We start from the raw sequence: 17,669 nt of genomic DNA, 5'->3' as shown, positions 1-17,669 counted from the left end.
AAGCCCATTTGTATGGGAAGAAAGAATTATCTGTTTTGCGGATCGGAACTAGGGGCAAAGAATGCTTCTATGTTATACTCAATTATTGAAACATGTAAGATGAATGGATTAAGGCCGGTGAAATATATAGCGGAAATTTTAACTAAATTAACGGCAGGAGAAACAAATTACATGTCACTATTACCTATCAACAATAATAAAGAATACTAATTATTGGATAAAGAGATGCTATATACTCCACTACAGAGTATAGAAAAAGGGACAGCCATACAATGAGTGCTTACCATTCTTTCCCGGATCTTTCTCCATGCATGCGTATCAAACAGGCAACTTTGGCGCATAGTCCCACACATTTCTCTGAATCTGGACATAGGTATCGTATAACTCAACTTATCCGCTTCAAAGTACGGACGCACCGACGGGTCGAAGAAACCGATAAAGGTCCGCTTGCCTCCTTTGCGGTTTTCAAGAGTGGCTTGTGTCACTATGGAACTGCAACCGGAACCGAATAAGGAAACGACACCATCTTCGGCATTGTTATCATAGTAAGCCCATGTAGTCAGTCCGGAAAGCATATCAGGATTGGCGATAAACATGACGCCTTCCATTTGTTCCAGACTTGCCACTTTGTCTATACGGGCAAAATGAAGGTATTTCTTTTCTGCCATCGGCACTCCGAGTTGCCGGATAAATTCAATGACCATTTCCGGAGTCTGTTTATATCGTTCTTTTAGTGAGACAAAAGTCGGTACGCGTTCAGGCATTTCTGTAAAACCTGTGTAGAATTTGCCGCCACCGCAACCGATATTTTCTGCATTCAAGCTGATAGTGCCACCTTCTCTGACAGTCTTCATACCCTTAAAGAAGCAACCGTTAATTTTCTCTGTTGTTCCTTCCAGTATATCCGAATACCAAAATACAAGAGGTAATTCGGCATTCTCTCCGAATGCCTCCTTGAAGTTCTGAATAAATGTTTGGATGTCCATAGCTTATCAATTTTAGTTATGTATGTAGGTCTTTGTACAAAGTTAAAATAAAAATAGACATTCATCCTCTTTTTAAACAATAATTACTTATATTTGTCCGGAACAGAATATAAAGAGAAGCGTTATGAAGTATTTACTAATATATATAGGGTTACTTTGTACATCCCTGCAATTGTGGGGACAAGAAACGGTTGCTACAAGAATCGCTCCTCCGACGGGATATGTCAGGGAGGCTTGTGCCGATCGTTCGTTTACAGGTTACTTACGTAATTTGCCTTTGATGCCGAAAGGTAGTAAAGTGATGCTTTATAATGGAAAAGAAAAATCGAATCAGTCTGCAGCTTACGCTGTAATCGATATGGAGATAGGTAACCGTGATTTGCAACAGTGTGCCGATGCGGTAATGCGTTTGCGGGCGGAATATCTGTGGAAACATAAACGATATGGAGAAATAAAATTCAACTTCACCAATGGTTTCCCTGCCGGGTATAAGAAATGGGCGGAAGGAAATCGGATAAAAGTCAGCGGCAATCAAGTGCAATGGTATGCTGCGGGCAAAGGAGTGGATTATTCCTATAAAACTTTCCGTAACTATCTCGATATGGTCTTTATGTATGCCGGAACGGCTTCTTTATCCCGCGAGCTTCAGGCTGTGTCTTATACTTCTTTGCAACCCGGTGATGTATTTATTAAAGGAGGCTCACCCGGACATGCGGTCATTGTTGTAGATGTTGCTGTTCATCCGACTACCAAAAAGAAAGTATTCCTGTTGGCGCAGAGCTATATGCCTGCACAACAGATTCATATTCTTGTAAATCCTGTCAGTCGCAGTCTTTCCCCCTGGTATGAATTGGCGGAAACGGATGCGGGGAAACTATATACTCCAGAATGGATTTTTAGCCGGAAAGATTTAAAACGCTTTAAGGAGTAGAATCTTTTCGTTATCTTTGGCATTTAACAAACCGTTTTAATCATACAACAACGAAAAACAACCGATTATGAATCAAGATTTGTCAATGAATGCTAACCAGTTGGTAGCATTCCTTCAAAAGCCAACTTCAGAGTTTACCAAAGCCGACATTATCTCATTTATCCAGCAAAAAGATATCCGCATGGTCAATTTCATGTATCCGGCGGGAGACGGTCGTCTGAAAACCCTGAACTTTGTTATCAACAATCAAGCCTATCTGGAAGCTATTCTTACTTGTGGAGAACGGGTAGACGGTTCCAGTCTTTTTTCTTTCATAGAAGCGGGCAGTAGTGACCTTTATGTGATTCCCCGTTTCTGCACTGCATTCGTTGATCCGTTTGCCGAGATTCCGACGCTGTCTATGCTTTGCTCTTTCTTCAACAAAGATGGCGAACCCCTCGAAAGTGCACCAGAACACACCCTTTACAAAGCAAGCAAAACTTTTACAGAAGTTACCGGAATGGAATTTCAGGCAATGGGCGAATTGGAATATTATGTAATAGCCCCGGATACAGGTATGTTTCAAGCAACCGACCAACGTGGTTATCACGAATCGGGTCCATACGCTAAATTTAATGAGTTCCGTACTCAATGTATGTCTTATATCGCACAGACAGGCGGGCAAATAAAGTATGGACACTTCGAAGTGGGTAATTTTACGTTGGATGGCTATATTTATGAGCAGAATGAGATTGAGTTTCTGCCGGTTCCCGTATCGCAGGCGGCAGATCAGTTGATGATTGCCAAATGGGTGATTCGTAATCTGGGATACAGATATGGATATAATGTGACCTTTGCTCCTAAAATTACAGCCGGTAAGGCAGGGTCGGGCTTGCACGTACACATGCGTATCATGAAAGACGGAAAGAACCAAATGTTGAAAGACGGCGTTTTGTCGGAAACAGCGCGTAAAGCAATTGCCGGAATGATGGTGCTTGCTCCTTCAATCACTGCCTTTGGAAATACCAATCCTACTTCTTATTTCCGTCTTGTTCCTCATCAGGAGGCACCTACCAATGTTTGCTGGGGAGATCGTAACCGTTCCGTATTAGTACGTGTGCCATTGGGATGGGCTGCAAAAACAGATATGTGTACATTAGCTAATCCGTTGGAAGCCGAAAGCCATTTTGACACCAGCCAGAAGCAGACTGTAGAAATGCGTTCTCCGGATGGTTCGGCAGATTTGTATCAACTGTTGGCCGGTTTGGCTGTTGCCTGCCGTCATGGCTTTGAGATTGAAAATGCGCTGGATATCGCTGAAAAGACGTATGTGAATGTGAATATCCATCAGAAAGAGAATGAAGATAAACTGAATTCACTGGCACAACTGCCGGATAGCTGTGAGGCTTCTGCCGATTGCCTGCAACAACAACGGGCAATATTTGAACAATATAATGTCTTTAGTCCGGCAATGATTGATGGTATCATCCGCAAACTTCGCAGTTACGAAGATAAAACGTTGCGTGCGGATTTGGAAGGAAAGCCGATGGAGATGTTAGATCTCGTACATAAGTATTTCCATTGTGGATAATCTGCAAACGTAAATTGGTATATAATAAAGGCTATCTTCTGTTTCAAAGAAGGTAGCCTTTAATTTTCTGATGCAGAATTTAACTATAAGTATTTGTTTTTCAAAGAGCTTATAACAAAGAAACTATAGAAGGCTAATCAGATGATTGGTATGAAATAGCCCTATATAAAAGAATACGAACGTTAAGTATTGGCCTATTTTCATAAAAAAGATGTTTTGAGAAAAGAAAAAGGAGGGAATATAGTGCAATATCTCCAAATAATGCTTTCCTTTGTACCAACAACAATAAAGAGGTTTATTACGATTTGATTTTTTTACGTGAATCTTCTCATTTATTTGAGCATATCCATCTCTAATTAAGATCTTCCTAAAACTTTCTTATTGAATTATTAATTTTTTATATTTGTATTTTATGAATTTGTACATTGGAAATCTTAGCTATAATGTTAAGGAATCGGATTTGAGAAATGTAATGGAAGAGTATGGAACAGTTGCTTCAGTAAAGTTAATCACAGATCGTGAAACTAGAAGATCAAAAGGTTTTGCGTTTATCGAAATGCCGGATGATGCAGAAGCTAACAACGCTATCAAACAATTGAACGGTGCAGAATATGTAGGTCGTTCAATGGTAGTGAAAGAAGCATTGCCAAAGAACTAATACTGAATAAATAGACAGTAATAGAGAAGGGCGTACTAGGAAACTAGCGCGCCCTTCTTCTGTTAATCCTCATTATTATCTTCTTCATCATCCACCATATTATTGAGTTCCAATTCCAGGTCTACCAGCTCTTGTTCCCATAATTTCAGGATATTCTTCGGTGTATCTTTTGCAGCTTTCTTTATTCTTTCTTGAGCAACAGATACTTCATGCTCTAATTGTCTACGTCTGCTCATATTTTTATTGTTTTGATTATGAAATGATAACAACTCGTGTGTGGAATAGTTCGACAGGCAAAATTAAAAAGTAGTGGGCTGAACTATTCGCAAATAAAGTATGTTTTGTAGTCTGAATCTTTTAAAACATACAATCATGCTCAATTTAATAGCCGTATTCTTAGTCTGTTCAGGTATCGGAATAGCAGTACATATTGCCATAGACCTGACACATCGTCCGCAATCAATGAAAATAATGAATGCAGTTTGGATATTATCTGCATTGTGGGGAAGTTATTTAGCTTTATGGGCGTATAATAAGTTCGGACGGAGCAGTCCGATGAAGATGGAGGATGACGGGATGAAAGGGATGGATATGTCCGGCATGAAAGATATGAATATGCCTGATATGAAGGGGATGGATATGGATATGTCAATGGGAGAGATGAGGCGTCCTTATTGGCAATCGGTAGCTTTGTCGGCTCTTCATTGTGGCGCAGGCTGCACATTGGCAGATATCATAGGAGAGTGGTTTACGAATTATGTTCCTGTAACTGTTGCAGGCAGTCAACTTGTTGGGAATTGGGTACTCGATTTTGTATTAGCTTTGATTATTGGCGTTTATTTTCAGTTTTATGCGATTCGGGAAATGGAAAAAATCTCCGTAGGGAATGCATTAACTCGCGCTTTCAAAGCAGATTTCTTTTCTCTTTTATCCTGGCAGGTAGGAATGTACGGTTGGATGGCAATTGTTTATTTTGTGCTGTTCATCAATGAGCCATTGCCCAAAGATACATGGATATTCTGGTTTATGATGCAGTTGGCTATGCTTTTCGGTTTCTTCTGCGCTTATCCGATGAATGCTCTTCTTATAAAATTAGGTATAAAGAAAGGTATGTAAAATAAATGCAGATTCACTTAAAATGATAAGTATGAAATTACTTATTTTGAGTGAATCTGCATCTGTAATATTACTACTTCTGTTTTTTTATTTCTCTTTTGGAGGTTACTTTTTCAATAGTTTGGGTATATCCGAAGGCTCTTGTGCCACCCGGATACCAGCTGCTTCCAAAGATTCAATTTTCTCTTTTGCCGAACCGGAACTTCCTGAAATAATAGCGCCTGCATGCCCCATTTGTTTTCCCGGAGGAGCTGATTGCCCGGCAATAAATGCTACCACAGGTTTAGTTACATTATTACGAATATATTCGGCCGCTTGTTCTTCCGCATTTCCTCCAATCTCTCCAATCAGGACGATTGCTTCTGTTTCCGGATCATTCTGAAACATTTCCAGCAGTTGGCGGAAGTGAAGCCCTACAACAGGATCGCCCCCGATGCCGATAGCGGTAGATTGTCCCATTCCATTAGCTGTTAAGTGATACACAATCTCGTAAGTAAGTGTTCCGCTACGGCTGATGACACCTACATTTCCTTCTAAAAAGACTTGTCCCGGTAAGATGCCAACCATGCTTTTTCCCGGAGAGATAAGTCCCGGACAGTTAGGTCCGATCAACATGGCACCTTTTTGTTCGGCAAACTGATGTGCCTTAATCACGTCCAGTGTGGGGATTCCTTCTGCAATGCAGACTATGACACGGATGCCTGCGTCCGCTGCCTCCATGATAGCATCTGCCGCAAAACGTGCTGGAACGAAAATGATGGAGGTATTAGCCTTTGTCTGCTCGACAGCGTCATACATGGTGTTGAATACGGGGATTCCGTCCACATCTGTTCCTCCTTTGCCCGGAGAAGTACCCCCGACCACTTTGGTTCCATATTCTTTCATCTTTTTGGCATGGAAAAGCCCGTCTCTGCCAGTGATTCCCTGCACAATCAAACGGGTGGATTTATCTATTAGTATGCTCATAATTGCTTTATTTTTTAGTGATTTGGTACGTATTATGCTTTCAGAGCCATAAGAGCAGCCTCTTTCATCGTTGTGGCTATTTGGAAACGGCTGTAATTCCGTAACAGTTCCCGTCCGATATGTTCATTGGTGCCTGTAAGCCGGACGATGACGGGGACATTGCTGTTTATCTGCTCGAATGCCTGAAGAAGTCCCATTGCTACATCATCGCAACGAGTGATCCCACCGAAAATATTAATCAGGACCACTTTTACTTTCTCATCCTGCAATAAGAGTTTCATAGCTTCAATAACCTTGACAGGATTGGAGCTGCCCCCGATGTCGAGAAAATTAGCAGGCTGACCGCCGTAAAGTTTAGTCATGTCCATAGTAGCCATGGCAAGTCCGGCGCCATTTACCATACAACCGATATTGCCGTCCATGTGAACATAACTGAATCCTTTATCTTTGGCATCTGCTTCCACTTTTTCTTCTTCCGTCGGATCAAACAAAGCATGAATCTCCGGATGCCGATAGAGCGCATTGTCATCAAAAACGATCTTTGCGTCAATGGCCATTAACGTACCTTTCTTTGTAAGTGCCAGCGGATTTACTTCCACTAACGACGCGTCATTCTCCACAAAGATTTTATAAAGTTCCTGAAGGATGGCAGCCATTTTACCTGCCTGTTCCATTTGGGGGAAGAGAGTGAAAGCAAAACGCCTTGCCAGATAGTCGGGGAGGCCAATGAATGGATTGATTGAATATCGGATGATTTTCTCCGGTGTCTGACGGGCTACCTCTTCAATATCCATACCACCGGATGCACTCATCATCAGAACGACAGAACGTGTATTCCGGTCGATGGTATAACTGACGTAATATTCTGCAGCAATATCAACCGCTTCGCTGACCAGAACTTGATTGACAGGAAGACCTTTAATGCTCATTCCGAGAATGTTCATGGCTTCCTGATAAGCATCTTCCGTATTGTTTACCAGTTTTACTCCTCCGGCTTTTCCTCGGCCTCCGGTTAATACTTGTGCTTTTATAACCACTCTGTCTGTTCCCATCCTCCGGTATGCAGCCAGGACGCCTGCGGCAGTACGGCATAAAGTGTGCCTCTCGACAGGTATTCCGTACTTGGAGAAAATCTCTTTCGCTTGATATTCATGTATTTTCATGGCTCATAAATTTGAGTAAATGATTCCTATAATAAAAACAAAAGAAAGATTCGGAAAGTTTGCCGGAAAAGAAAAGTATCAGGGTGTTTTACAACATGTTCGTTTGTATTCCATTTATGGTTTTCATATAAAAAAAAGCGTGTTGGAACTATTACCAACACGCTCTATATCATTTAAAGATGAAGTCTGTCTTACGGATATTTATGCAATACCGTGAGCATTGACAGTACCGTCAATCTTTTTAATCAATCCTTGAAGTACGGCACCCGGGCCACATTCTGTAAAATCAGTAGCACCGTCAGCAACCATATTCTTTACTGATTGTGTCCAACGTACGGAAGCAGTCAATTGGGCAACCAGATTCTTTTTGATTTCTGCAGGGTCAGTGTGAGGAAGCGCATCCACATTCTGATATACCGGACATTTAGGAGTATGTATTTCGGTAGCTTTAATAGCAGCTTCCAGTTCTATTTTAGCAGGATCCATTAATGGAGAATGGAAAGCACCACCCACTTTCAGCGGAAGAGCACGTTTGGCTCCGGCAGCTTTCATCAGTTCGCACGCCTTTTCGATACCCGGTACAGAGCCGGAGATAACGATTTGTCCCGGGCAGTTGTAGTTGGCCGGTACGCAAACTTCACCTTCTGCATTTACTGCTGCACAGATTTCTTCTACTTTTTCATCCGGCAATGCGATAATAGCAGCCATGGTGGAAGGAGTAGCTTCGCAAGCTTTCTGCATAGCCATTGCACGTGCATACACAAGTTTCAATCCATCTTCAAAACTCAATGCACCGGCAGCAACCAATGCAGAGAACTCACCAAGTGAGTGGCCGGCAGTCATTTCCGGTTTGAAGTCGTCGCCCATGCAAAGAGCAGAAATAACAGAGTGAAGGAAAACGGCAGGTTGAGTAACCTTTGTCTGACGAAGATCTTCGTCTGTGCCGTCGAACATGATATCTGTAATGCGATATCCGAGGATATCATTTGCTTTTTCAAACAATTCTTTTGCTAAAGCTGAGTTTTCATACAGGTCTTTACCCATTCCTACAAATTGAGCGCCTTGACCGGGAAATACAAATGCTTTCATATTTTTATTATTTAATTGATTTTTAATTGCGGGTGCAAAGTTACGTATTTTTATGATACAACCGCACAAAAAGTACACATTTGTGCAACGGTGTCCGGAAAATGCCATAAAGGGCCGTTACCATGGCCGATATTCAATTCTTTTCCTGCGATAATGGCTTGAGTGATATATGTTTTCGCATGCTGGATGGATTCTCGCATGGGGTAGCCTTTGGCAAGATAGGTGGCAATAGCGGAAGAGAGGGTGCATCCCGTTCCATGCAGATTATGGCTTTCTATTTTTTTCTCCTCATATATATGGTAGATAAATTCGGACGTATGCAAAAGGTCGCACATATTGTCTCCTTCCAGATGTCCGCCTTTTAGTAAGATATTAGTCTGATAATCATCCGTCAGCATTTTGGCAGCGGTCTGCATATCCTGAATGTTGTGAATACTTTTACCTGTAAGTACTTTTGCTTCGTCAATATTAGGGGTGATTAATGTGACAAGCGGTAAAAGTTCTTTTTTGATTTCTTCTATCGCTTCATCTGTCATAAGTTTCTTTCCGCTGGTAGACACCATTACCGGATCGTAAACGACGTATGCAGGCGAATATTTTTGTAGACAGTCGGAAATTACACGAACGATCTGAATGTCATTTATCATTCCTATTTTGATGGCAACCGGTTGCAGGTCGTCCATCACGGCTTCTATTTGCCCACGAACCATATCCGGAGAAATGGACTGTACGGCACGTACCCCCAGTGTGTTTTGTACGGTGATGGCAGTAATAGCCGATGCTGCATAGCCTCCTAAAGCCGAGATTGTTTTTATGTCTGCCTGAATACCTGCGCCTCCCGAACAATCGGAGCCGGCAATGGATAAAATGACTGGATGACGTTCCATTTTAGATTTTTTAATATTTACCCGACAAAGATAGAATAAAAAACGATAAGGTACAAAATGACATATCGTTTAAAATACAATAAGTACCTTTCCGGGCATCTGTTGGAAAAGATATGAAAAGTACTGATAATAAAGCGTCCATCTAGTTTTTGTACTTTATACAATTACTCACCCGTGGAAATACTAAAATACATATTGTAATTCGTAAGATAACACTAACTATTCATATTGTAGAATGTATGATATGTATTTATATGAAAAACAATGTTTTATAGCATAGTTCTTATTTTTGTTTTGATGGTTTTTAGCCTCTATATTTGCATCGTCTTAAAGAAATAGATATGCAAAATTTACAGAAAAATACACCTTTAGCAAACAATCATATATCAGTGGACTGTGTAGTGATTGGTTTTGACGGAGAACAACTGAAAGTGTTGCTTGTAAAACGTGCAGGTGAGGATAATGGAGAAGTATATCATGATATGAAACTTCCCGGAAGTCTTATCTATATGGATGAAGCCCTGGATGAAGCTGCACAACGAGTTTTGTATGAACTGACAGGACTTAAAAATGTGAATCTGATGCAGTTTAAAGCATTTGGTTCTAAAAACAGAACGAGTAATCCGAAAGATGTACGTTGGTTGGAAAGAGCTATGCAGTCAAAAGTGGAGCGTATTGTTACCATTGCATATTTGTCGATGGTGAAGATAGACCGTACATTGGATAAGAATCTGGACGATCACCAGGCTTGCTGGGTCGCTTTGAAAGACGTGAAAACACTGGCTTTCGACCATAATCTGATTATAAAGGAGGCAATGACTTATATTCGTCAGTTCGTAGAATTTAATCCTTCCATGTTGTTCGAACTGCTTCCGCGTAAATTTACAGCCGCACAATTAAGGACTCTTTTTGAATTAGTATACGACAAAGCCGTGGATGTGCGTAACTTCCATAAGAAAATAGCAATGATGGAATATGTAGTTCCTTTGGAAGAAAAACAACAAGGAGTGGCTCACCGTGCTGCCCGTTATTATAAATTTGATAAGAAGATATATAATAAGGTAAGAAGGTAGACCCTGTTCAAGTATTAAGTATCAAGTATTAAGTATTAGGCGTTGGATGTTAAAGCATTAATTGTCGGACATTGAGCGTAAATCGTAAATAGTAAATCGTTTAATCGTAAATAAAATTATGTTTCTATTAGGTTATGACATAGGTAGCTCGTCTGTAAAAGCGAGTTTGGTAAATGCGGAGACTGGTAAATGTGTATCCTCGGCATTTTTTCCGAAAACAGAAGCGAATATTATTGCAGTGAATCCCGGATGGGCGGAACAAGATCCTGAAAGTTGGTGGGAAAACTTAAAGTTGTCCACGCAGGCTATTATGACCGAATCCGGAGTTAGTGCCGCTGAAATTAAAGCCATCGGCATCTCTTATCAGATGCACGGATTGGTTTGTGTTGATAAGAATCAGCATGTATTGCGTCCTGCTATCATCTGGTGTGACTCCCGTGCGGTGCCATACGGTCAGAAAGCGTTTGAGACAATCGGGGAGGAGAGATGTCTTTCTCATTTGTTGAACTCACCGGGAAATTTTACCGCTTCCAAGTTGGCGTGGATTAAAGAAAACGAACCTGCCATCTATGAGCAGATTGATAAGATAATGCTGCCGGGCGATTATATTGCCATGAAGTTGAGTGGAGAAATCTGCACAACTGTTTCCGGACTTTCGGAAGGTATGTTCTGGGATTTCAAGAACAACCGGGTGGCTGATTTCTTAATGGATTATTACGGATTTGATTCTTCTTTGATTGCAGATATTAAACCGACCTTTGCAGAGCAGGGACGTGTAAATGCAATAGCTGCCAAAGAGCTTGGACTGAAAGAAGGGACACCGATTACTTATCGTGCAGGCGACCAGCCTAACAATGCCCTTTCTTTGAATGTGTTTAATCCGGGAGAGATTGCTTCTACGGCAGGAACATCGGGAGTGGTTTATGGCGTGAACGGTGAAGTGAACTATGATCCGCAGTCACGCGTCAATACCTTTGCGCATGTCAATCATACCATAGATCAGACACGTTTGGGAGTATTGCTTTGCATCAACGGAACAGGTATTCTCAACTCATGGGTGAAACGCAACATTGCTCCCGAAGGAATATCTTATAATGAAATGAATGTATTGGCTTCCAAAGCTCCTATCGGCAGTGCGGGAATCAGTATTCTGCCCTTTGGTAACGGTGCCGAACGTATGCTGAACAATAAAGAAATCGGTTGCAGTATCCGTGGACTGGATTTTAATACGCATGGCAAACATCATATTATTCGTGCCGCTCAAGAAGGTATTGTATTCTCTTTTAAATATGGCATTGATATCATGGAGCAAATGGGAATTCCTGTGAAGATGATCCATGCCGGACACGCTAATATGTTCTTGAGTTCTATCTTCCGCGATACTTTGGCGGGAGTCACAGGAGCTACTATCGAGCTTTACGATACGGATGGTTCCGTAGGCGCTGCGAAAGGTGCGGGCATCGGTGCAGGTATCTACAAGGATAACAATGAGGCATTTGCTACGCTTGACAAACTGGATGTGATTGAGCCTAATGTGGCAAAACGACAGGAATATGCTGACGCGTGCGCAAAATGGAAATACCGTCTTGAAAAGTCGATGACCGGTAACATACCGGCTCCGGTTCTGTCTTCAGATAAATAATTAACAATTTAAATAATAACCATTTTAAAAATAAAAGAATTATGGCAACAAAAGAATTTTTCCCGGGAATTGAAAAGATTAAGTTCGAAGGTAAAGATAGTAAGAATCCGATGGCATTCCGTTACTACGATGCTGAAAAGGTTATCAACGGTAAGAAGATGAAAGATTGGTTGAGATTCGCTATGGCATGGTGGCATACTTTGTGTGCTGAAGGTGGCGACCAATTCGGTGGCGGAACAAAACAATTCCCTTGGAATAGTAATGCTGACGCTATACAAGCTGCAAAAGATAAAATGGATGCAGGTTTCGAATTCATGCAGAAAATGGGTATCGAATACTACTGTTTCCACGATGTAGACTTGGTTTCTGAAGGTGCAAGCATCGAAGAATACGAAGCTAACTTGAAAGCAATCGTAGCATACGCAAAACAGAAACAAGCTGAAACAGGCATCAAACTGTTGTGGGGTACTGCCAACGTATTTGGCCATGCACGTTATATGAACGGTGCTGCTACTAACCCTGATTTTGATGTAGTAGCTCGTGCTGCTGTTCAGATCAAGAATGCAATCGACGCAACTATCGAACTGGGTGGTCAGAACTATGTATTCTGGGGTGGCCGTGAAGGCTATATGTCTCTTCTGAATACAGATCAGAAACGTGAAAAAGAACACTTGGCAAAAATGCTGACCATCGCTCGTGATTATGCTCGTGCCCGTGGTTTCAAAGGTACTTTCCTGATTGAACCGAAACCGATGGAACCGACAAAACATCAGTATGATGTAGATACAGAAACAGTAATCGGATTCCTGAAAGCTCATGGCTTGGATAAAGATTTCAAAGTGAACATTGAAGTAAACCACGCAACTTTGGCTGGTCACACTTTCGAACACGAATTGGCAGTAGCAGTAGACAACGGCATGTTGGGTTCTATCGATGCTAACCGTGGTGATTATCAGAATGGTTGGGATACAGACCAATTCCCGATTGACAACTACGAACTGACACAAGCTATGATGCAAATTATCCGCAACGGCGGTTTGGGTAACGGTGGAACAAACTTCGACGCTAAGACTCGTCGTAACTCTACTGACCTGGAAGATATCTTCATCGCTCACATCGCAGGTATGGACGCTATGGCTCGTGCATTGGAAAGCGCAGCTGCTCTGCTGAACGAATCTCCCTATAAGAAAATGTTGGCTGACCGTTACGCTTCATTTGATGGCGGTAAAGGTAAGGAGTTTGAAGATGGCAAGTTGACTTTGGAAGATGTAGTTGCTTATGCTAAAGCAAACGGTGAACCGAAGCAGACTAGTGGTAAACAAGAACTTTATGAAGCAATTCTGAATATGTATTGCTAATTAACCCCACCACAGATTACACGGATTGTCACAGATTGATTTTCTTCTCTCTTATTTTGAATTTTATCTGTGTCAATCTGTGAAATCTGTGGTGATATAAATCCAACTACTACAACACTACTTTATCTACTTATAACCATGATTAATACAACGAACGAGGGTAGTAAACTCTACCTATATTCGATAACCTCTGTCGCCATTTTGGGAGGACTGCTTTTCGGATACGATACAGCGGTTATTTCCGGTGCAGAGAAAGGCTTGGAGGCTTTTTTCCTTTCGGCCTCTGATTTTCAATACAATAAAGTAATGCATGGAATCACATCTTCCAGTGCATTAATTGGCTGTGTACTGGGTGGTGCGATCTCCGGTATATTTGCTTCCCGTTTGGGACGTCGTAATTCTCTAAGGCTTGCTGCCGTACTCTTTTTCCTTTCAGCATTAGGTTCCTATTATCCGGAAGTCTTGTTTTTCGAATATGGAAAGCCGAACATGGATTTGCTGATTGCTTTTAATTTGTATCGTGTTTTGGGCGGTATCGGTGTTGGACTGGCTTCTGCAGTCTGTCCGATGTATATTGCTGAAATTGCTCCTTCTAATATTCGTGGAACGCTTGTATCGTGTAACCAGTTTGCTATCATCTTCGGTATGTTGGTAGTATACTTCGTGAATTTCCTGATTATGGGCGACCATCAAAATCCTATTATTTTGAAAGATGCAGCCGGTGTACTGTCTGTTAGTGCTGAATCTGATATGTGGACTGTTTATGAAGGATGGCGTTACATGTTCGGTTCGGAAGCTTTCCCTGCCGCTTTCTTCGGTCTGTTGTTGTTCTTTGTTCCCAAGACTCCTCGTTATCTTGTATTGATACAGCAGGATGAAAAGGCTTATTCGATTCTTGAAAAGATCAATGGTAAGACAAAAGCACAGGAAATTCTTAATGATATTAAAGCTACTGCTCATGAAAAGACAGAGAAAATCTTTACTTATGGAGTGGCAGTAATTGTGATCGGTATTTTGCTTTCTGTATTCCAACAGGCTATCGGTATTAATGCGGTACTTTATTATGCTCCTCGTATTTTCGAAAATGCAGGTGCAGAAGGAGGTGGCATGATGCAGACAGTTATTATGGGTATTGTAAACATTGTCTTTACATTGGTTGCAATCTTCACTGTAGACCGCTTCGGACGTAAACCACTATTGATAATCGGTTCTATTGGTATGGCTGTAGGTGCATTTGCGGTAGCAATGTGTGATAGCATGGCAATAAAGGGTGTTCTCCCGGTACTTTCAGTGATTGTGTATGCAGCATTCTTTATGATGTCTTGGGGACCGATTTGCTGGGTGTTGATCTCGGAAATATTCCCGAACACCATCCGTGGTAAAGCGGTGGCAATCGCCGTAGCATTCCAATGGATATTCAATTACATTGTATCTTCTACTTTCCCGGCACTGTACGACTTCAGCCCGATGTTTGCATATAGTTTATATGGCATAATCTGTGTGGCTGCTGCTATCTTCGTTTGGCGTTGGGTGCCTGAAACGAAAGGTAAGACACTGGAAGATATGAGCAAGCTTTGGAAGAAAAATAAATAAATTAGGTTAGTGTAATTTCATCATGTCATTATGACTTCGGTTTCTTGGCATGGTTCTACTAAGATTATGACATCGTACCAAATGGTATGGTGTCATAATTGTTTTATATACTATTGATAGATAATCACATGTAAAATCATTTAAATGAAGGTATACGAATCGTTTTGCATTTTTGAGTAAATAGATTGTTTGGCTATGCACTTATCTTTGCATTGTGATATTTGTGAGATCGTTTTAAGCTATGGATATTGCCAAATGGCATTTTTCTAGTTATAACATATTATTATTGGTTTTTCGTTAGGTAAGATTATGGTTACAGAACAGTATAAAGATGCCATTTATTTCTCAAGTCTTTTTGCTTGGCATTATCCCAATGTTTATAAAGAAATATCAGACATTCTTGTTTACCACCATATAGAGCATGGTACATTACTACACACTAAAGATTATTGGTGTCGAGATTATATGCCAATACAGTGGGGATTTAAGTCTTATATTCAATTTCGCTATGAACCTGATTATTTGAAGGATAAGCCACAGTACAAAACTAATATTATTCCTGTACTTAAAGCTATGAGTAGAGATATGGATATTACACAGTCTCCACTTATTGTTGATGGGGGAAATGTAGTCGTGTGTGAAGCGAATTCAAAGTGGATAGGATCATGTATGAGAGGTCGGAAACCAATTGTCATCATGACAGAAAAGGTATTTCAGGAAAATTCACAGATTGACCAGAGCGAAGTACTGGCAATACTAAAGGAAAACTTTTATGGAGCAGATATTGTATTTCTACCATGGGACAAATATGATATCTGTGGTCATACAGATGGAATTATTCATAATATTGGTGATGGTAAGATATTGGTCAACTTGAAAGTTTATCCTCCAGAGATAGAACGAGAAATGAGACGTAGATTGAGTGACGATTTTGCCGTTATAGATTTAAAACTTAGCAAGTATGATGAAAATAGTTGGGCATATATAAATATGCTTCAGACACGTGATGTAATCATAATTCCCGGACTTGGATTACCTACAGATGGAGAGGCTTTAAGCCAGATAAAAGAATTGCATCCTTCCTATGATGGACGAATTTACCAGATTAATATAGCTCCGATTATAAAGAAATGGGGAGGTGCATTGAATTGTTTGTCTTGGACTGTGACTAAATAATAAGTAGAAAAAATAAAATAAGTAAGAAATATGGAACTAATTATTGGATTTACAATATTATTTTTGATTGGTGTAAAACTGAATCGATGGATAAATGGTAGCCTTGTCAGATTGTTGTCAACAGGATAAGAATAGCATCACTACGGGATAATTCATTAAATTCAAAATTTATAAAATAAAAATTGTATGATATCAGCGTTATCGACTTTCAAACCTATACTTTATATTGATATGGATAATGTATTAGTTGACTTCCAATCAGGTATTAACAAATTGAGTGAATACGAAAAGAAAGAATATGAGGGACGATATGATGAAGTTCCTAACATTTTTGCGAAAATGTATCCATATAAAGGAGCAATTGATGCTTTCCATCGTTTAGTACGTTTTTATGATGTGTACATTCTTTCCACGGCACCTTGGAATAATCCTTCTGCTTGGTCGGATAAACTTGTATGGGTGAAAAAATGGTTAGGTACATATAGCTATAAACGATTAATTCTTAGCCATCATAAAAATTTAAACAAAGGAGACTTCTTGATAGATGATCGCCTCAAAAATGGTGCGGAAAATTTTAGTGGTGAATTGATATTATTTGGTTCGGAGCAGTATCCGAATTGGGACTCTGTTGTTGACTATTTGATATCATCTAAGTGAGAAATAAAAAAAAGTTGATATATTCAGACAACTCTTTACTAAAAAGATTATCTTTACCCAAAGAAATTTAATATTATAATAATCATGGATACTTTGAAAAAAGAAATTGCAATTTTAATACAATGTAGTGACTTTAAGGAAATAGAGAAACAGCTTCAAACAATTAATAAATTGATAGTTACAAATTATATGTTTGAGTTGAGTAATGGGTTGCGGATTTACCCAATTGAAGTAGAAGCTTATTTTAAGCACCCAAAGTTTAATGATGGGTTTGTGCATGGAAATGAACTGCAAAAGAATAATTATGGAAAATTTTATGTTCATCGTACAGGCATGACGAAGAATTCAAAAATTAAAGGTGGCACCAGAGGAGGTATTGATCTTTGCTTATCTGATAGTACTGATATATATTATGGTATCTTGATAAGAAGTGCGCAGTTTGATGATGGCACAATAAAATTCGGACCAAATAATGTTTTAAAATTCATTGTTGAGGATAAGAATTTAGATTATAATACTTTGGAGGAAGAATTTGTTTTAAAAGAAGCTGTTGAAGATTGTCGTGATAGAGAAAATAAATCAATTATTTTACATTCTACACGTGTTGGTTTAGGCAGAAATCAAAGTGATGATTTTAGAGACTCGCAATTGCGAACAATAGCAGGGCCGCTGCTTTCATCTTATGCATATAAAGAAAAGGAAAATGTTTTTAAGCACTATATTATTAATGAAAATATATCAAAAGAGGAAGCCGAAAAGATTTCTATTGATATCCTCGGGTATTGTCCTAAGTCTTTGATAAAG

18 protein-coding genes are annotated in these 17,669 nt (G+C 40.1%); 12 read left to right on the top strand and 6 right to left on the bottom strand.

Annotated elements, in window-relative coordinates; all coding sequences use genetic code 11:
* A partial coding sequence (locus BSAG_RS14360) for a transposase domain-containing protein (RefSeq protein ID WP_008997451.1) occupies positions 1-210 on the top strand: 210 nt, incomplete at its 5' end.
* Here the strand turns inward: BSAG_RS14360 and BSAG_RS14365 are convergent.
* Positions 207-986 (bottom strand): DUF169 domain-containing protein, encoded by a 780-nt coding sequence (locus tag BSAG_RS14365; protein WP_008997450.1) that lies wholly within the window; start codon positions 984-986, stop codon positions 207-209. The two genes, BSAG_RS14360 and BSAG_RS14365, sit on opposite strands and share 4 nt — an antisense overlap.
* A 124-nt stretch (positions 987-1,110) precedes the next feature.
* Between BSAG_RS14365 and BSAG_RS14370 the strand changes: the two genes are divergently transcribed.
* The 3 genes from BSAG_RS14370 to BSAG_RS14380 all read left to right on the top strand — a co-directional run bounded on the left by BSAG_RS14370 (position 1,111) and on the right by BSAG_RS14380 (position 4,145).
* Positions 1,111-1,917 (top strand): DUF4846 domain-containing protein, encoded by an 807-nt coding sequence (locus BSAG_RS14370; RefSeq protein ID WP_004316400.1) that lies wholly within the window; start codon positions 1,111-1,113, stop codon positions 1,915-1,917.
* 67 nt (positions 1,918-1,984) lie between these two features.
* On the top strand, positions 1,985-3,487 hold the full coding sequence (locus BSAG_RS14375) for a glutamine synthetase family protein (RefSeq protein WP_004316401.1): 1,503 nt from the start codon (positions 1,985-1,987) through the stop codon (positions 3,485-3,487).
* A 412-nt stretch (positions 3,488-3,899) separates the two neighbouring features.
* Positions 3,900-4,145, top strand: coding sequence for an RNA recognition motif domain-containing protein (locus tag BSAG_RS14380; RefSeq protein ID WP_008022467.1), 246 nt, complete (start codon positions 3,900-3,902; stop codon positions 4,143-4,145).
* 62 nt (positions 4,146-4,207) lie between these two features.
* Here the strand turns inward: BSAG_RS14380 and BSAG_RS25240 are convergent, their stop codons facing one another.
* Positions 4,208-4,381 (bottom strand): hypothetical protein, encoded by a 174-nt coding sequence (locus tag BSAG_RS25240; RefSeq protein WP_004316403.1) that lies wholly within the window; start codon positions 4,379-4,381, stop codon positions 4,208-4,210.
* 136 nt (positions 4,382-4,517) lie between these two features.
* Between BSAG_RS25240 and BSAG_RS14385 the strand changes: the two genes are divergently transcribed.
* A complete protein-coding gene (locus BSAG_RS14385; protein ID WP_008018206.1) occupies positions 4,518-5,261 on the top strand; it encodes a DUF4396 domain-containing protein in 744 nt (247 codons plus the stop codon).
* A 105-nt stretch (positions 5,262-5,366) separates the two neighbouring features.
* Here BSAG_RS14385 and sucD read toward each other — a convergent pair whose 3' ends face one another.
* From sucD to thiD, 4 genes are all read right to left on the bottom strand, one after another.
* Positions 5,367-6,227 carry a succinate--CoA ligase subunit alpha gene (sucD, locus tag BSAG_RS14390; protein WP_004316405.1) on the bottom strand — a complete coding sequence of 287 codons (861 nt, stop codon included), beginning with the start codon at positions 6,225-6,227 and terminating at the stop codon, positions 5,367-5,369.
* Positions 6,228-6,259: 32 nt separating this feature from the next.
* The gene (gene sucC / locus BSAG_RS14395; RefSeq protein WP_004316406.1) at positions 6,260-7,390 is read right to left on the bottom strand and encodes an ADP-forming succinate--CoA ligase subunit beta; all 1,131 of its coding nucleotides are present in this window, start codon (positions 7,388-7,390) and stop codon (positions 6,260-6,262) included.
* Positions 7,391-7,591: 201 nt separating this feature from the next.
* A complete protein-coding gene (fabD, locus tag BSAG_RS14405) occupies positions 7,592-8,479 on the bottom strand; it encodes an ACP S-malonyltransferase (protein WP_004316407.1) in 888 nt (295 codons plus the stop codon).
* Between the two features lie 50 nt (positions 8,480-8,529).
* A complete protein-coding gene (gene thiD / locus BSAG_RS14410) occupies positions 8,530-9,366 on the bottom strand; it encodes a bifunctional hydroxymethylpyrimidine kinase/phosphomethylpyrimidine kinase (protein WP_004316408.1) in 837 nt (278 codons plus the stop codon).
* Between the two features lie 341 nt (positions 9,367-9,707).
* Here thiD and BSAG_RS14415 point away from each other — a divergent pair, with 341 nt between their 5' ends.
* The 7 genes from BSAG_RS14415 to BSAG_RS14445 all read left to right on the top strand — a co-directional run.
* Entirely contained in the window at positions 9,708-10,439 is a 732-nt protein-coding gene (locus BSAG_RS14415; RefSeq protein ID WP_004295874.1) for an NUDIX hydrolase, read from the top strand.
* Between the two features lie 118 nt (positions 10,440-10,557).
* Positions 10,558-12,081 carry a xylulokinase gene (locus BSAG_RS14420; RefSeq protein ID WP_008770658.1) on the top strand — a complete coding sequence of 508 codons (1,524 nt, stop codon included), beginning with the start codon at positions 10,558-10,560 and terminating at the stop codon, positions 12,079-12,081.
* 41 nt (positions 12,082-12,122) lie between these two features.
* Entirely contained in the window at positions 12,123-13,439 is a 1,317-nt protein-coding gene (xylA, locus tag BSAG_RS14425; protein ID WP_004295876.1) for a xylose isomerase, read from the top strand.
* Positions 13,440-13,577: 138 nt separating this feature from the next.
* On the top strand, positions 13,578-15,032 hold the full coding sequence (gene xylE, locus BSAG_RS14430) for a D-xylose transporter XylE (protein ID WP_004316410.1): 1,455 nt from the start codon (positions 13,578-13,580) through the stop codon (positions 15,030-15,032).
* Between the two features lie 309 nt (positions 15,033-15,341).
* Positions 15,342-16,208 carry an agmatine deiminase family protein gene (locus tag BSAG_RS14435; protein ID WP_004316411.1) on the top strand — a complete coding sequence of 289 codons (867 nt, stop codon included), beginning with the start codon at positions 15,342-15,344 and terminating at the stop codon, positions 16,206-16,208.
* 186 nt (positions 16,209-16,394) lie between these two features.
* Positions 16,395-16,865 (top strand): 5' nucleotidase, NT5C type, encoded by a 471-nt coding sequence (locus tag BSAG_RS14440; RefSeq protein ID WP_004316412.1) that lies wholly within the window; start codon positions 16,395-16,397, stop codon positions 16,863-16,865.
* A gap of 84 nt (positions 16,866-16,949) precedes the next feature.
* Positions 16,950-17,669 (top strand): hypothetical protein (locus BSAG_RS14445; RefSeq protein ID WP_008997449.1); only part of this gene is annotated, 720 nt, incomplete at its 3' end.

Origin of the sequence: Bacteroides sp. D1 (genome assembly GCF_000157095.2) — a bacterium.
Classification (GTDB): domain Bacteria; phylum Bacteroidota; class Bacteroidia; order Bacteroidales; family Bacteroidaceae; genus Bacteroides; species Bacteroides xylanisolvens.
The sequence above is the reverse complement of the archived record's forward strand: the minus strand, read 5'-3'. Positions and strand labels throughout refer to the sequence as shown.

Bases quoted from the DNA above. Each gene is read 5' to 3' on its own strand.
- BSAG_RS14420 (WP_008770658.1), top strand. From the start codon at position 10,558: ATGTTTCTATTAGGTTATGACATAGGTAGCTCGTCTGTAAAAGCGAGT.
- BSAG_RS25240 (WP_004316403.1), bottom strand. From the start codon at position 4,381: ATGAGCAGACGTAGACAATTAGAGCATGAAGTATCTGTTGCTCAAGAA.
- xylE (WP_004316410.1), top strand. From the start codon at position 13,578: ATGATTAATACAACGAACGAGGGTAGTAAACTCTACCTATATTCGATA.
- xylA (WP_004295876.1), top strand. From the start codon at position 12,123: ATGGCAACAAAAGAATTTTTCCCGGGAATTGAAAAGATTAAGTTCGAA.
- BSAG_RS14435 (WP_004316411.1), top strand. From the start codon at position 15,342: ATGGTTACAGAACAGTATAAAGATGCCATTTATTTCTCAAGTCTTTTT.
- sucD (WP_004316405.1), bottom strand. From the start codon at position 6,227: ATGAGCATACTAATAGATAAATCCACCCGTTTGATTGTGCAGGGAATC.
- BSAG_RS14385 (WP_008018206.1), top strand. From the start codon at position 4,518: ATGCTCAATTTAATAGCCGTATTCTTAGTCTGTTCAGGTATCGGAATA.
- BSAG_RS14440 (WP_004316412.1), top strand. From the start codon at position 16,395: ATGATATCAGCGTTATCGACTTTCAAACCTATACTTTATATTGATATG.
- fabD (WP_004316407.1), bottom strand. From the start codon at position 8,479: ATGAAAGCATTTGTATTTCCCGGTCAAGGCGCTCAATTTGTAGGAATG.
- BSAG_RS14370 (WP_004316400.1), top strand. From the start codon at position 1,111: ATGAAGTATTTACTAATATATATAGGGTTACTTTGTACATCCCTGCAA.
- BSAG_RS14365 (WP_008997450.1), bottom strand. From the start codon at position 986: ATGGACATCCAAACATTTATTCAGAACTTCAAGGAGGCATTCGGAGAG.
- BSAG_RS14415 (WP_004295874.1), top strand. From the start codon at position 9,708: ATGCAAAATTTACAGAAAAATACACCTTTAGCAAACAATCATATATCA.
- BSAG_RS14375 (WP_004316401.1), top strand. From the start codon at position 1,985: ATGAATCAAGATTTGTCAATGAATGCTAACCAGTTGGTAGCATTCCTT.
- BSAG_RS14380 (WP_008022467.1), top strand. From the start codon at position 3,900: ATGAATTTGTACATTGGAAATCTTAGCTATAATGTTAAGGAATCGGAT.
- thiD (WP_004316408.1), bottom strand. From the start codon at position 9,366: ATGGAACGTCATCCAGTCATTTTATCCATTGCCGGCTCCGATTGTTCG.
- sucC (WP_004316406.1), bottom strand. From the start codon at position 7,390: ATGAAAATACATGAATATCAAGCGAAAGAGATTTTCTCCAAGTACGGA.